At 29.6% G+C, this 14528-nt stretch carries 14 protein-coding genes; 5 read left to right on the top strand and 9 right to left on the bottom strand.

The genetic code is table 11. The annotated features are described in order from the left end of the window. The coding region (locus ACI3VO_RS11190) for a LysR substrate-binding domain-containing protein (RefSeq protein WP_439757994.1) at positions 1-772 on the top strand (772 nt) is incomplete at its 5' end. A 76-nt stretch (positions 773-848) separates the two neighbouring features. On the opposite strand, the gene ACI3VO_RS11185 is transcribed toward ACI3VO_RS11190, so the two are convergent. Together ACI3VO_RS11185 and ACI3VO_RS11180 are read right to left on the bottom strand one after the other, a co-directional pair. Continuing rightward, positions 849-2297 carry a UDP-N-acetylmuramoyl-L-alanyl-D-glutamate--2,6-diaminopimelate ligase gene (locus ACI3VO_RS11185; protein WP_439757993.1) on the bottom strand — a complete coding sequence of 483 codons (1449 nt, stop codon included), beginning with the start codon at positions 2295-2297 and terminating at the stop codon, positions 849-851. A 34-nt stretch (positions 2298-2331) separates the two neighbouring features. Continuing rightward, entirely contained in the window at positions 2332-2796 is a 465-nt protein-coding gene (locus ACI3VO_RS11180) for a metal-dependent transcriptional regulator (protein ID WP_439757992.1), read from the bottom strand. 133 nt (positions 2797-2929) lie between these two features. Between ACI3VO_RS11180 and ACI3VO_RS11175 the strand changes: the two genes are divergently transcribed. Together ACI3VO_RS11175 and feoB are read left to right on the top strand one after the other, a co-directional pair. Further along, positions 2930-3151: a FeoA family protein gene (locus ACI3VO_RS11175; RefSeq protein ID WP_439757991.1), complete on the top strand. Its 222-nt coding sequence runs from the start codon at positions 2930-2932 to the stop codon at positions 3149-3151. Between the two features lie 12 nt (positions 3152-3163). Then, positions 3164-5290, top strand: coding sequence for a ferrous iron transport protein B (gene feoB / locus ACI3VO_RS11170; RefSeq protein ID WP_439757990.1), 2127 nt, complete (start codon positions 3164-3166; stop codon positions 5288-5290). Between the two features lie 57 nt (positions 5291-5347). Here the strand turns inward: feoB and ACI3VO_RS11165 are convergent, their stop codons facing one another. After that, positions 5348-6232 carry a sigma-70 family RNA polymerase sigma factor gene (locus ACI3VO_RS11165; RefSeq protein WP_320624391.1) on the bottom strand — a complete coding sequence of 295 codons (885 nt, stop codon included), beginning with the start codon at positions 6230-6232 and terminating at the stop codon, positions 5348-5350. A gap of 86 nt (positions 6233-6318) precedes the next feature. Then, positions 6319-6840, bottom strand: a complete 522-nt coding sequence (locus tag ACI3VO_RS11160) for a hypothetical protein (protein WP_320624390.1) — start codon at positions 6838-6840, stop codon at positions 6319-6321. Positions 6841-7266: 426 nt separating this feature from the next. Here ACI3VO_RS11160 and ACI3VO_RS11155 point away from each other — a divergent pair, with 426 nt between their 5' ends. Then, positions 7267-8412, top strand: a complete 1146-nt coding sequence (locus ACI3VO_RS11155; RefSeq protein WP_439757989.1) for a DUF1002 domain-containing protein — start codon at positions 7267-7269, stop codon at positions 8410-8412. Between the two features lie 63 nt (positions 8413-8475). On the opposite strand, the gene ACI3VO_RS11150 is transcribed toward ACI3VO_RS11155, so the two are convergent. Genes ACI3VO_RS11150 through proC form a run of 3 tightly spaced genes read right to left on the bottom strand, consistent with a single transcriptional unit; the run spans position 8476 to position 11694 of the window. Beyond that, the gene (locus ACI3VO_RS11150) at positions 8476-10089 is read right to left on the bottom strand and encodes a hypothetical protein (protein WP_439757988.1); all 1614 of its coding nucleotides are present in this window, start codon (positions 10087-10089) and stop codon (positions 8476-8478) included. A 2-nt stretch (positions 10090-10091) separates the two neighbouring features. Continuing rightward, entirely contained in the window at positions 10092-10871 is a 780-nt protein-coding gene (locus ACI3VO_RS11145) for an ABC transporter ATP-binding protein (protein WP_439757987.1), read from the bottom strand. A gap of 19 nt (positions 10872-10890) precedes the next feature. After that, positions 10891-11694 carry a pyrroline-5-carboxylate reductase gene (proC, locus tag ACI3VO_RS11140; protein WP_439757986.1) on the bottom strand — a complete coding sequence of 268 codons (804 nt, stop codon included), beginning with the start codon at positions 11692-11694 and terminating at the stop codon, positions 10891-10893. 197 nt (positions 11695-11891) lie between these two features. Here proC and ACI3VO_RS11135 point away from each other — a divergent pair, with 197 nt between their 5' ends. Further along, positions 11892-12812 (top strand): Ppx/GppA phosphatase family protein, encoded by a 921-nt coding sequence (locus ACI3VO_RS11135; protein WP_439757985.1) that lies wholly within the window; start codon positions 11892-11894, stop codon positions 12810-12812. A 50-nt stretch (positions 12813-12862) separates the two neighbouring features. On the opposite strand, the gene ACI3VO_RS11130 is transcribed toward ACI3VO_RS11135, so the two are convergent. Beyond that, positions 12863-13513, bottom strand: a complete 651-nt coding sequence (locus ACI3VO_RS11130) for a DUF948 domain-containing protein (protein ID WP_439757984.1) — start codon at positions 13511-13513, stop codon at positions 12863-12865. A gap of 232 nt (positions 13514-13745) precedes the next feature. Then, positions 13746-14528: glycine betaine ABC transporter substrate-binding protein (locus ACI3VO_RS11125; RefSeq protein WP_439757983.1), on the bottom strand; the 783-nt coding region annotated here is incomplete at its 5' end.

Genomic DNA, 14528 nt, shown 5'->3' with positions numbered 1-14528 from the left:
TATTGAGTTATTTAAAAGAGAACATCGAACTATCACCTTAACTCCTGCTGGGGAGGAGTTTTTAATTTTTGCTAAAAAAAGCATAGATAGCTACGATAAAATGCAAAGAGATTTATGTAAATACAAAAGTGAAGAAAGTGAAGTAATTACAATTGGGGTTATAGATACTATGATTGAATATGGACTTGCTGCCCTTATAGGAGATTTCCACAAGGAGTATCCAAATATCCATATAGAGCTTATAGAAAGAGGTAACAATTCTATATTAGAATATTTAAATGTTTCCAAATTCAATTTGGCATTTGTAAATGATCTAGGGTCAAACAATAAATCTATGGATTCATATGAGCTTTTTAGCGACAACTTAGTCATGGTTACATCTGAAAACCATAGATTTTTAGAGAGCAAAACAATTGCTCTTGATAAAACATCTAAAGAAAAATACATTTCTTTAAGTGGAGATCCTACATTGCACAATATATTTTTAAATGTTTGGGGAAATCTAAACTTCTTTCCAAGTATTTCCTATATAGATAGTCAAACGAAGACATTGCTGGCTTTAGTTTCTGAAGATATGGGAGTTACACTACTTCCCGATACTATAGCCACATCTTATAAAAATAATATAAATAGTCATATAAAAATTATTAACCTATTCGATGATTTTAATGCAAAAACTTATTTAGTAAATATAAAAAATAAAAAATTATCTAAAAACGAAACTCTTTTTAAAAATTTTGCATTAAAATGGTTTGATAATCAAAGTTCTTAAAATTTAATAAACCTCAATATATTATTTTAAAAACGTAAAGGGAGATTTCCTTACATCTCCCTTACTACATTTATTTTTATTTTAAAAATTTATTCGCTACCTGTTTATCATCGAAAAAGTATTTTTTGTCTCCTTTTATTTGGTAGGTTTCGTGACCCTTTCCAGCTATAATTATAAGGTCACCTTTTTCGTATATTTCAATAGATTTTTGTATAGCCTCCATTCTATTTTCTATTATTAAGTAATTATTTAAATTTTTATCGATTCCCTTTAAAATATCATCTATTATGTCTATTTCACTTTCAAATCTAGGGTTGTCAGAGGTTATAATTACAACATCACAATTTTTTTGTGCAATTTTTCCCATAAGAGGTCTTTTCTCTTTATCCCTATCTCCACCACATCCAAAAACTAATATTAACCTGCCACAAGTCAGCATTTTTGAGCTTTTGATTAAATTAAAAAGTGCATCTGGTGTATGCGCGTAATCGACTATTATATCTACACCATTTTCATTTTTTACATAGTCAAGTCTTCCTTGTACAGGTTTTATCTTTTCTACTCTCTTTATTACATCCTCGCATTTTATTCCAAGCAAAATACAGGTGCTTATCGCCGCCAACGAATTATATACGTTAAAATACCCCAAAATAGGCATTGAAACATGGTATTTTTTATCCTTCACTATTAGAGTATACTCCGTTTTATCTCTAAAAAGCTTTACATCTACCGCCCTGAAATCAGCCTCCTTATCTACTGCATAGCTGTAGTTTTTTACATTTTTATTCGAGTTATTTTTAAAAAATTCCTCTCCAACCGCGTCGTCTATATTAAATAAATTTATCGATTTTGTCTTATAGAATAATTTTTCCTTGGCTTTTTTGTAGTTTTGGATATTTTTATGAAAATCCAGGTGATCCTGAGTTAAATTTGTAAATACACCTATTTCATAATCTATACCCTCTACTCTATCTAAAACAAGCGCGTGAGATGAAACCTCCATTACGCAGTATTTACAGTTATTATCTATCATATTGTTTAGATTTCTCTGTATATCCAAGCTCTCTGGAGTTGTATTTTTAGACTCTTCAGCTTTATCTCCATCGTAAATTTCTATAGTTCCAATGGTACCTACTTTATTTTCATACTCAATTATTTGCTTTATGAAGCTGACTGTGCTAGTCTTTCCGTTAGTTCCAGTTACGCCTATTAAATTTATTCTTTGAGATGGATTTTCGAAAAAATTCTTCGCTATTATAGGCATCGCTTTTTTCGTATCAGATACTTTTATATAAGTTACATCTCTTTTGTACTTTACCTTCCTATCTATTAAAATAGCCTTTACTCCTCTTTTTATACTTTCATCTATATAATCGTGACCGTCTACTGTATTACCTCTTATACAGATAAACATAGATCCCTGCTTTATATTTCTAGAGTCATACGATATATCCTCAATAGAAATATCAACTGGACCATTTATGCTCAAAACTTCAACCCCTTGTAAAATTCTTAAAAGCTCCATAAATCCCTCCTCAACAGACAACACTTTAATCCATTTATGTATCAGAATGTTTGCTCTCTTGAAATTCCTTTAGTGAAATATATACTTTTTCGTACTCTAAAAAAAAGTTTATCAATATTTGGATTTTTTCTAATGTATCATAACTTATCGTGTGCTCTATTTTTTCCGTTTCCTCGTGAATATTATGCTCTAGACCTAAAATCTCTAAAAATTTATAAACTGTGTTATGCCTTTTCAACAAAGTTTCTCCTATTTTATATCCAGTATCAGTTAACTTTATATGGTTGTATTTTTTATACTCCAGTATATTTTTATCATTTAGCTTTTGAACCATTTTCGTGACAGATGCTGGCTTTATATTTAATTCATTTGCAATATCCTTGACCTTAACATCTTTATTTTCCAGATATATCCTGTAAATCATCTCCAAATAATCCTCTTCACTAGGTGTTAATTTATTACTCTTCATATATTCATTAAAGGTAAAATATTTATTCAAAAAAACACCTCCTATATATTTATTATTTTTTTTTATAAAATTTATTACTATTTTGCACAATTTAAATGATTCCTTCATAAGTTAAAATTAAGATTGTTAGCTTAGGCTAAATTTTTTTAAGGGGGATTTTAAATTGAAAAGATTAACAGACATAAATATAAAAAACACAGCTCAGGTAGAAGAATTATTATCAGAGGGCAATTTAAGAGAGAGAATGCTAGCTCTTGGATTTACGAAAGGAGCTTTGATAGATGTTTTGAGAAAAGGGCCTAAAAACAACCTAACTGTCTACAAGGTAAGAGGTTGTAAAATTGCACTTAGAGAGGAAGAGAGCAATTTAATTCTAGTGAAATAGGAGGATAACAATATGGGTTTGACATATAAAAATTGTAAAATCAAATCTCTAAAGGATTCCTTTAATATTGAACGAAAAGATGACTCCTACATCGTAGCACTTGCAGGAAACCCAAATACAGGAAAAAGCACAGTTTTCAATTATTTAACTGGATTAAAGCAGCACACAGGAAATTGGCCTGGAAAAACAGTATCGACTGCTAGGGGTGAATTTAATTACAACAATATAAATTACGACCTTATCGATTTACCTGGAACTTATTCTCTATTTGCATTGTCTCAAGAAGAAATTGTAGCACGTGATTTTATATGCTTTGGAGATGTAGATGCAGTTATCGTGGTATGTGATGCTACTTGCCTTGAGAGAAACTTAAATTTGGTTTTTCAGGTTTTAGAATTAACAGACAAAGTCGTATTGTGTATCAACCTAATCGACGAGGCCGAAAAAAAATCAATCGAAATAGATAGACAGAAACTCGAAGATTTACTAGGTATTCCAGTAGTTTTAACTAGCGCCAAAAATAAAATCGGCATGGATGAGCTCCAGGATAAACTAGAAGAAACCGTATTAAAAGAAACCTCATCATATAAAAATCTAATAACTTACGGCGACAATATAGAAAATATAGTAAGTAGCTTTAAAGAAGAATTAGAAAATACATTTTCTCAAATCAACCCTAGATGGCTAGGTCTTAGATTGTTAGATGGAGATGAAAGCATATTTTCTTCTTTAAACAAATATATAGAAGGAGATTTTGAATCGATATTAGACGATATAAAATCAAAAATACCCGAAGATATAGATAAGAAAAAAATTAGAGATGACTTTTCAAAAATAAATTACGACTACGCCTCAAAGCTATTTGAAGCTGCAGTCTCTACAAAAGACAACACATACGACCTCGATGATAAGATAGATTCAATAGTTACTTCAAAGCATTTTGCTATACCTATTATGCTAATTATGCTCTCTGTAATTTTATGGATAACTATCTGTGGTGCAAACTATCCATCTCAGCTTTTATCAAATGCTTTATTTAGTATAGAGCCCGGCATGTACAGTTTTTTAACTGGTTTAAACATACCTGTATGGATTTGCAACATGATAGTATTTGGACTTTATAAGACATTTGCATGGGTTGTATCTGTAATGCTTCCACCTATGGCTATCTTTTTTCCTTTATTTACATTTTTAGAAGATCTAGGTTATCTACCTAGAATCGCATTTAATCTAGATCATCTATTTAAAAAATGTAAAACCCATGGAAAGCAATGTCTGACTATGTGCATGGGATTTGGATGTAATGCATGTGGTGTAATCGGATGTAGAATTATCGACTCACCACGTGAGAGATTAATTGCAATACTTACAAATACTTTTATGCCTTGTAATGGTAGATTTCCTACGTTAATCGCTATATCTACTATATTTTTTACATCTGCTATAAGTAATTCTGTTTTATCGAATATATCTACTGCTATTTGCGTAACTTTAATTGTACTTGTAGGAATAATGATAACTCTATTAGTATCTTACTTATTATCTAGAACAATTATCAAAGGTGAAAGCTCTACATTCACTCTAGAACTCCCTCCATATAGAGTCCCAAATATAGGAAGAATTATATACACTTCTATAATCGATAGAACACTATTTGTACTGAGCAGGGCTGTAGTCGTAGCAATACCAGCTGGCGTTTTAACTTGGATTTTAGCTAACACTTATATTGGAGATATTACTATTTTAAGCCACATAGCTTTAGCACTAGATCCAATAGGCAAATTCATAGGACTCGATGGATTTATACTATTGGCGTTTATATTAGGTATGCCGGCAAATGAAATCGTAATTCCAATTCTAATAATGTCTTATATGGCAACTGGCTCTATGACTGATTATGCAAGCTTACAGGAATTAGGAGATTTATTAGTATCACATGGTTGGACTTATTTGACAGCACTTAATTTAATGCTTTTTAGTCTACTTCACTGGCCGTGCACGACAACTCTACTTACTATAAGAAAAGAGACAAAAAGCACTAAATGGACTGCACTTGGATTTATAATACCAACATCTATAGCATTTTTAGTTTGTAGTGCTACTAGAATACTATACGATATATTTACTTTTATCATTTAAAAAAAGTGGGATTAATTCCCACTTTTTTATTACAAATATTATATTTACTTATAACTCCTAATAAAAATTCTTTAGTTGATTTAACCTGCTAGGGTGTCTTAATTTTCTTATAGCCTTAGCTTCAATTTGTCTTATTCTTTCTCTTGTAACTCCGAATACTTTTCCTATTTCCTCAAGAGTTTTAGGGTCATCATCATCAAGACCAAATCTCATTCTAATAACTCTTTGTTCTTGTTCACTAAGTCCAGTTAATAGCTCATCAATTTTTTCTCTCAAATTATGTTGCTCTACTTCGTGCATAACTACATCTGAAAAATTAGCATCTGAAGGAATGAATTCTACTAAACTACTATCTTCGTCTTCTTTTATTGGTGTGTCTAATGATACAATGTTTTTATCCCTTTTTAAAATATCTATAACTTTATCAACTTCCATATCACAAATATCAGCTAATTCCTCTAATGAAGGCTCTCTCTGTAATACATTTGCAAGTTCTTGTTTTTTTCTTTTTACAAAATTAATTCTTTGATGAAGGTGTACAGGTATTCTAATAGTGTTTTCACAGTCATCTATATATCTTGTAATACTTTGTTTAATCCACCAAGTAGCGTATGTACTAAATTTGTAACCTTTAGTATAATCATACTTCTCAACAGCTTTAATAAGACCTATATTACCCGCTTGTATTAAATCGAGCATATCTACATTTTCTTTTCTATATTTTTTGGCTATACTTACAACTAATCTATAATTAGCATTTATAAAGTCTTCCTTTGCCTCTGGTACGTCTTCGTTGACTTTTTTAGCCAATTCAACTTCTTCACCTGCAGATAACATCTTGTATTCCTCAATCTCTTTTAAATACATTTTCATAGCGTTTGATGATCCTGAAGAATCTGCATGAACATAATTTTCGTAAGTATTTTCTTTTTTAGCCCCCATAATATAACCCCTTCTTTTACACATAGTTTATTTAAGTATATATTTATTATATGTTTCCAAATAAAAAAAATGTAATACCATTTCAATTATTCATGATCGTGGCATCCGCAATCACAATCGTGATTATGATCATGATGATCGTGGTCGTGGCATCCACAATCGCAGTCATGGGCATGTAACATTTCTTCTTCTTGTATTCTCTTTTCCATTTCAAAAAATTCTTTTTCCATTTGTTCGTATGTAGGAAGAGATGCTTCTGTATCGTATTCTTCTCCAGTCCAATCTGCATACATCATTTCATTTCCATTTGTCAATATCATTCTGCCTGCTGTAGTTATATTATCTACATCTTCAAGGAAATCTATTTCTTTTTGTAATGCTTCTCCCTCCATTACAAAGTCTTCATCTACACATGTTACTATTAAAACTGGTACATAGTAATCTTCACCATTTTCTTTTACTACAACATTTACAACTATGTCTAAAATACCTTCTGCACCTTCTTCAAATTCACTTAAAGGTACGTTTGTGTCGATCATATCTTGAGGCACATATAAATCCTCCATAAGATATTTTAATACTCTTTCTTTAACAAATTCTTTTGACATTCTTTTCTCCTTTCTTTCTAAATATACAAAATTATTTGTTTTTTTGTTGTAAAATATATTATATTTCTTTTCTATAATATAATAAATTCAATATTTTTTCAATCATATTCGTACTTATTTTTATATGATGTACAAAATTTTATTATATTTGTAAAGTTAAAACAAATAATTTATATATTACTTGTAATTATGCTCAAATTAAATAAAATAAATACTATAAAAATTCTCTTTAGTTTTTATATCTTTTTCTTAAAAATTCCTTAAAATAGAGATATTTTAAATTATTTATTATATAATCAATGTTACAAGATTGTAATCGTATTTATTTTAAAAAAATTATATATTATTAATGTGAACAAATTTATAATTTTTAAAATTATATATTAAAAATTTAATAATACGAATTATGTATTGGGAGGCAATAAAATGAAAATCAAAAAGAAAATAATATCTATGTTGATGGCTACATGCCTAGTATTTTCTTCATTTGGTATGAGTAAATCTTTCGCTGATAGCTCAAAGGTAGTTACTATAGGTGTAAACAATTCACCTGAGCAAAGACAAACTATATTAAACTACTTTGGAGTAAAAGAAGATGAAGTTCAAATTATAACTGTAAATAATCAAGAAGAAAGAGCTTATCTAGGAAATGTGGCTACAGAAGAACAGCTAGGTACTAAGACTTATTCTTGTGCTTATGTTGAACCTACGACTGAGGGAAGTGGTATAAACGTAAAAACAGCAAATATAACTTGGGTTACTTCTTCTATGGTTGCAAGTACTTTATCAACTGCTGGACTTACTGGCGCTAACTGTGTTATAGCTGCAGTATTTCCTGTAAGTGGGACAGGTGCTTTAACAGGCGTTATGAAGGCGTTTGAAAATGCTACAGGAGAAAAGCTTGACGAGGACAAAAAAGAACTAGCTTCTGAAGAACTAATAACTACAGGAGATCTAGGCGATGAAATAGGTCAAGACAAGGCAACTGGTATAATAAACGACGTCAAAGCAGACATAATAAAAAACAACACACACGATACGACTCAAATTGCAGAGACAATAAACAACATAACAAACAACTACAATGTCAAATTGACAGATGCTCAAATTGACAAGATAACAGCTTTAATGGAAAAAATAGCTGCTCAAAATTACGATTACAACGAAATGAAATCAACTTTAAACAACGTATCTAACGTTGTAAGCGACAACTTAAAGGAAGCTGGTGAAAATATAGATACTGGTGGAATAATGGATTTCTTCTCTAAAATAGGCGATTGGTTTAGCGGTTTATTTTCAGGCTCTGAAGACCTAGGTATATTAGGTGAAACTAACGATTCAATGTTAGATAAGCAAGCTATAATAGATGCTACTAATAAAGCTGCTGAAAATCTACCTTCAAAAGAAGAAGCAGAAGGCTTCTTCGATAAAATAATAAATTGGTTCAGTAATTTATTTAATTCATCAGATGATACAGGCGAAGACAATCAAAATACTGATTCTAATTCATCAGGCGAAAATACACTAGACCCAGAGGTAGAAACTGATACTGAACACTTTGACAGCAAATAAATATAATTTTTATACATTGAAAAAAGAGGCTCAAATCGAGCCCCTTTTTTATTCTACATTTTTTTATTCTACATCAAAAACCTTATTCCAGCTTATAGCCATAACAAGAATCAATAAAATCAAATACAATAAACTAAATATGCTTCCTAAACGCACTGCCACTACATAATGAATCGCTGTAAAAATTCCTACAAATACAGCTGATTTTATGACATTTATAAAATTAGCAGAATTAGCTGAAACTGTATAATCCTGTGAAAAAGGAAGTGGCTTTTCATTTATTCTAAATGTTCCCATCGAAATAAATATAGTCGACACAAATGCAATAAGCAGATGCTTGATAAACCCTACCTTAAACAAAAACAAATAAGGAATACCTATAACTAAAAATACAGGTATAAATAACTTAACTATTATTACCTTAAATTCTGCACTGTATACATTTTTTCTTTTTTCAATAGGCAGTACATCGTATATAAACGAAGCTTCATATCCCTTTGAGTATTTTAGCAATAAAATGCAGTTTTGTATTACTATTATACCTATATAAATATACAAAAAGTTATTTGTTCTGCTCAGAGAATTTATATATTCCATTATACCCATACTTCTGTCATAAGATGCAAATAACAATACAAACGGCATTAAAACTGCTGTTCCCAAAGTAGGATAAGCCCTTGTTTTAAAATCTCTATCTCTACTCAAGTTATTGTATATAAAATTGAAAAATGCTCTTTCCTCGTTATTTTTACATAAAACCTCGCTTAACTTTAATCCAAAGCCTTTTTTAGCTTTACTCTTGCTATACGAAACTTGATCTAGCTTTTCTAGATTTTTTTCAAAGGCTGGAGTCAATTTAATATAAAGTAAAATCATCAAAATAGGTACGACTACAGCTAGTAAAGACATCACCATATATAAAGCTTCTCTGTTTCCTTCAAAAACTACACTAAATAAAGAAGCAAACCACATAAAAGGTACAAATAAACTGTATGCATGCGGTTTAAAATCAACTCCTGCAAAATCACCACTAGTCATCATATAACACATAAGGAAAAACAATATCATCATAAGTACTTGAAACAAAGTAAGTACATCCTTTAATCTCTCACCCTTAAATATTTTTATCAATACATAGTACAAAACAGATGTTAGCATAATAAGTAAAAAATCCGTCAAAATAATACATACAACAAATAGCAATAAAAAACCTACACCATATGTAAATAAACTTGCAATCATTGAAAATCCGCCTATAGCCAAGCTCAAAATTGAAATATATATTATTACATGAACCATTTTAGCCATATTCAAGGTCTTTTGCTTTACATCAGCTATTCCTATTATATCCTTATCAGATGTATCTAAAATCACAGATGAAAAATCAGATATAAAAGAGGTCAAAAGCATAACTGATATAAACGCAAATATTATTGTCATCTTGACCATAATATCCATCTTAAAAAACAATACTATAGATGAAAAAAATCCCATTACAAAATATAAAATCAGAGATTGTAAAAATGTATTTTTCCCTCCATTAGACTCGCTTCCTCTTCGTCTATCTAATGTAAGCTTTGTCTTAACTATAAGCCTCATCTTATCGTATTCGACCTTAAATGCTTTAAATAGAGGCTTAAATAAATCTAAAATTTTTAAACTAAAAAAATCCTTCATATTTATACCTCATTTATTATTTCCACAAATTTTTCGGCAAGTGATAGATGATCCTCAAATCCTGTCAACTCGTTAAATACCTCTTCTAGAGATGATTTACGGTTTAATTTTTTGATTTCCTCAAAATCGCCATCTGCAATTATCTTGCCATCTTTTAATAAAACTATTCTATCGCTTATCTTTTCGACTACCTCCATAATATGAGATGAGTAAAAAATAGTTTTATTGTCGTCTCTTAATTTTGATATTATTTCCTTTATAACTAGCACGCTATTTGCATCTAAACCACTTAAAGGCTCATCTAAGAAAAGTATCTCTGGATTATGTATTAGCGCTGAAATTATAAGCACCTTTTGTTTCATTCCTTTTGAAAAAGACGACAATCTAGTGTCATAGGCTTGTCCTATTCCCAAAATTTCCATCAATGCCTGAGCCTTTTTATCACATTTATCGTAAGGCATATTGTAAAGCTGTCCAATAAAAGTCAAATACTCTCTAGCAGTTAAATTTTCGTACAATTTAGCAACCTCTGGTACATACCCTATCTTGCTTTTAAAGTCGTAATTCTCGTCTCTTATGTCCTTTCCGAAAATCTTGACTTCGCCGCTGTAATCGTCATTTAATCCTAAAAGTATTTTTATAGTAGTGCTTTTTCCAGCGCCATTTGGACCTATATATCCGATTATACTACCTCTATATACATCTAAATTTATATTTTTTAAAACCTTCTTTTCCCCATAATTTACCTTTAGAGAATTTATCTCTATTACCTTATCTTCCATCAAAACATCTCCAATATTTTTATTTGCTCATTTCCTTAGATTTTTCAACACAAGCACAAACTGCATTTATAACAGCTGATCTCATGCCTTCATTTTCTAATACCTTCACAGCGTCTATTGTAGTTCCAGCTGGAGAACATACCATATCCTTTAATTCACCTGGATGTTTGCCGCTTTCAAGCACCATTTTTGCTGAACCTAATACTGCTTGTGCTGCAAAATTATACGCTTGCTTTCTAGGCATACCAGCCATAACTGCTGCATCTGCCATAGCCTCTATAAACATAAATACATAAGCTGGCGAAGAACCACTTACACCTATTACAGCATCTATTAAGTATTCTCCTATTACCTCACTCTTTCCAAAAGAATCGAAAATATCTTTTACGATTTTTAATTCATCGTCTTCTATATTTTTATTTGGACATAAAGCTGACATACCTTCATTTACAAGGGCTGGTGTATTAGGCATAGTTCTAACTATTTTTTTGTCAGTGCCTATTATTTTTTCTATTCCTTCGATATTTTTTCCTGCAGCTATTGAAACTACAATTTTTTTATCGTCTATTAAATCCTTTACATCTTCTAAAACACCATCAAATATATTAGGCTTTACAGCCATAAATAATATATCTGAATTCTTAGCGACCTCTCTTGAATCTAAAGTTACATTTATTTTGTATTCTTCTTTTAATTTGTCTAGATTTGTCATTGTCTTTGCACTTGCAATTACATCTTCTGGTTTTACTAATCCTGATTTTACAATTCCTCCTATTATGGCACCTGCCATATTTCCTGCGCCTATAAATCCTATTTTTTTCATTCTTTTCTTCCTTTCTACATATAACTAAAAATTTTTATGTATATTATCTTTTCATATAACAATTATAGTCGTAAAATTTAATATATACATATTTTTTTAATTATTTTAATCTCTTTTAATTAATTATATATTTAATTCTTCCTATTTTAAACATATTTGTATATAATTAATCTATATGTAAAGGTGGGGATATAATTATGAAGCCAATTGGAATTATCGATTTAGGATCAAATTCATTGAAATTATTAATAGCAGAATTGAGAGAATCAAAAAAAATAAACGTGCTTTTTGAGAGAAAGCATCAAATAAGACTGAGTGATTATTATACTGATGACTTACCAAATCTGTCTGGAGTGGGAATATATAAATTAATTTTAAGCATACAAAATTTTAAAGAAAAATGTGAAGCCTTTAATTGCACAGAAATTATAGCTGTGGCTACAGAAACTCTTAGAAAATGTGCAAACAGAGATATTGTTTTAAAGGAAATAAAAAAGGAGACAGGTTTAGATGTTAAAATACTAACTGGATATGAAGAATCATATTTAGGATATGTATCTACTATTAATACGTTAAATTACAGCAGTTATTTTTTAGTAGATATGGGTGGAGCTAGCGTTGAAATAGCTTTGATAAAAAATAGAAAATTTAAAAATTACGCAAGTTTACCTCTTGGTCCAATTCCACTTTCCAGTAGATTTAACTTGTTTAATAAAATATCTCCTTTTACTAAAAATGAATTTAAAAATTACATTTATAACGAATTTAATAAATACCCTTGGTTGAAGCAAGGTAAAAATTTACCTATAATAACAATCGGAGGTTCTATGAAAAATATCGCTCAAATCCATATTTGTAATAGCGATAATTACACGGAAACCTCTCTACATAATTTTCAGATGAGTTATTCTGAGCTATCTCATATAAATAATAAAATTTGTAGTTTAGATTACAACGATAGAATAAATATAAAAGGTGTATCTAAAAAAAGAGCTGATGTAATATGTGCTAGCTCTAATTTCATGAAGTATTTTATGCTTTATATCCATGGAAAAAAAATAATTATAAATAATTACGGTATTAGAGAAGGTATTTTTTATAGCTGCTTAGAAAAATAGACCTAGCCATATTTTTAAATATAGCTAGGTTTTAATATTTAGATTCAATCTTATTTATTATTTGTTTTAGTATTATTTGTATTTACGTTGTCTCTATCTATACCTAGTGTTCTCTCTAGATTTCTAAGCATATCTCTAAAATCATTTTCTCCATAGTCATCTAGCATTATTTGTTCTCCTATTAGACGTCTAAACTCTGTTTCTGATCTATTTAAGTCTTGATCTGTTATTCTATCTAATTTTTGAATTCTTTCATCTATATCCTCTATCAAATCTCTACCATCATCTATCATCTCTCTGTTTAGTCTTTCTACTTCGTTGTTAGTTGATTTCGCATCCTTTTCCATGCTGTCTACAAATTTTTCTACATTGTCTCTGCTATCTTTAAGGGCTTTTTTGACTTCTTCTAGATATTTTTTATTACCTGGATATTTATTGGTTTTGTAGTATTCTTCTACTGTATTTAAATTGCCATACATAGTATAATTTTGTTCTAATGGAGCTAAACTTGCATTGTAATTTTTAGTATATATATCGTAGTATTGATTATCTACAGCTCCATTTTGATTGGCATTGTTTCTAGTCTCCTCTTGTACTGTGGTATTGTTATTAGGAGCTTCATTATTATTTCTTCTAGCACATCCAACCATTCCTAAAACCATTAATGATGTCAAACATAAAATAAAAAATTTATTTTTCATATTTATACCTCCGAAAGTAATTAATTTTCTATTTTATTATCTGTCAATTTTCGATTATTATACTTTTTTCTATAAATTTATAATTATTTTATAATTGTATATATTTGTGTGTTTAGACTTAATTTTTTATCGAATAAATATATACTAAATATAAAATATACACATATAAAAACGTCTTTTTTAAAAAAAAGTTGCTAATTAAATTTCTTTAACTAACAACTTTTTTTGATCGTTATTCCTTAATTAAATTTTTTTCTACTAAAAATTGATGTGCTACTGTCTCTGGAGATTGTCCTAATTCATCAACCTTGTAGTTTAGATTTATCATAGTTTCTTCGTCTATTTGGCCTGATAATTTATTTAATATTTCTTCTAATTCTGGGTATTTTTCTAAAATATCCTTATTTACTACTGGAGCTGCATAATATGGTGGAAAATAATTCTTATCATCCTCCAATACTTTTAAGTCAAATTTTTCCAAAAGTCCATCTGTAGAAAATGCATCGATTACTTGGGCCTTTCCACTTGTAAGAGCTTGATATCTCAAAGATCCATCCATAGATTTTACATCTTTAAAATTCATATTATAAGCTTCTTCTAGCCCAGGAAGACCGTCATCTCTATTTTCAAATGCTAATGTAGGTGATAATACAAACTCATCTGAGTATTTCGCCAAATCAGAATAAGTATTTATATTGTATTTTTCGGCTACATCTTGTTCCATAGCTAATGTATATGTATTATTAAATCCAAGTGGATCTAGTAATTGTAAGTCATAATTTTTAGATATACATTCTTTTACATGGTTGTACACATCGTCTGAAGTTCCATTAGGCTGTTCCTTCATTATATTTACTAAAATTGTACCTGTATAATCCACACATACATCTACTTCCTTTTCTACCATAGAATTCCAAAGAACAGTAGTACCTAAATTTAATTTTCTCTCTACATTATAATCTGTATATTCTTCCAATAAATCAGCGTACATATTTCCAAGAATTAATTGATCTGT

The organism is Intestinibacter sp. (genome assembly GCF_051866655.1).
In the GTDB taxonomy this organism is placed as follows: domain Bacteria; phylum Bacillota; class Clostridia; order Peptostreptococcales; family Peptostreptococcaceae; genus Intestinibacter.
This window is presented reverse-complemented; position numbering and strand designations above follow the sequence as displayed.

Coding starts and splice junctions, on each gene's coding strand:
- ACI3VO_RS11185 (WP_439757993.1), bottom strand. CDS start 2,297: ATGGAGCTTTTAAGAATTTTACAAGGGGTTGAAGTTTTGAGCATAAAT.
- feoB (WP_439757990.1), top strand. CDS start 3,164: ATGGGTTTGACATATAAAAATTGTAAAATCAAATCTCTAAAGGATTCC.
- ACI3VO_RS11165 (WP_320624391.1), bottom strand. CDS start 6,232: ATGGGGGCTAAAAAAGAAAATACTTACGAAAATTATGTTCATGCAGAT.
- ACI3VO_RS11160 (WP_320624390.1), bottom strand. CDS start 6,840: ATGTCAAAAGAATTTGTTAAAGAAAGAGTATTAAAATATCTTATGGAG.
- ACI3VO_RS11155 (WP_439757989.1), top strand. CDS start 7,267: ATGAAAATCAAAAAGAAAATAATATCTATGTTGATGGCTACATGCCTA.
- ACI3VO_RS11150 (WP_439757988.1), bottom strand. CDS start 10,089: ATGAAGGATTTTTTTAGTTTAAAAATTTTAGATTTATTTAAGCCTCTA.
- ACI3VO_RS11145 (WP_439757987.1), bottom strand. CDS start 10,871: ATGGAAGATAAGGTAATAGAGATAAATTCTCTAAAGGTAAATTATGGG.
- proC (WP_439757986.1), bottom strand. CDS start 11,694: ATGAAAAAAATAGGATTTATAGGCGCAGGAAATATGGCAGGTGCCATA.
- ACI3VO_RS11135 (WP_439757985.1), top strand. CDS start 11,892: ATGAAGCCAATTGGAATTATCGATTTAGGATCAAATTCATTGAAATTA.
- ACI3VO_RS11130 (WP_439757984.1), bottom strand. CDS start 13,513: ATGAAAAATAAATTTTTTATTTTATGTTTGACATCATTAATGGTTTTA.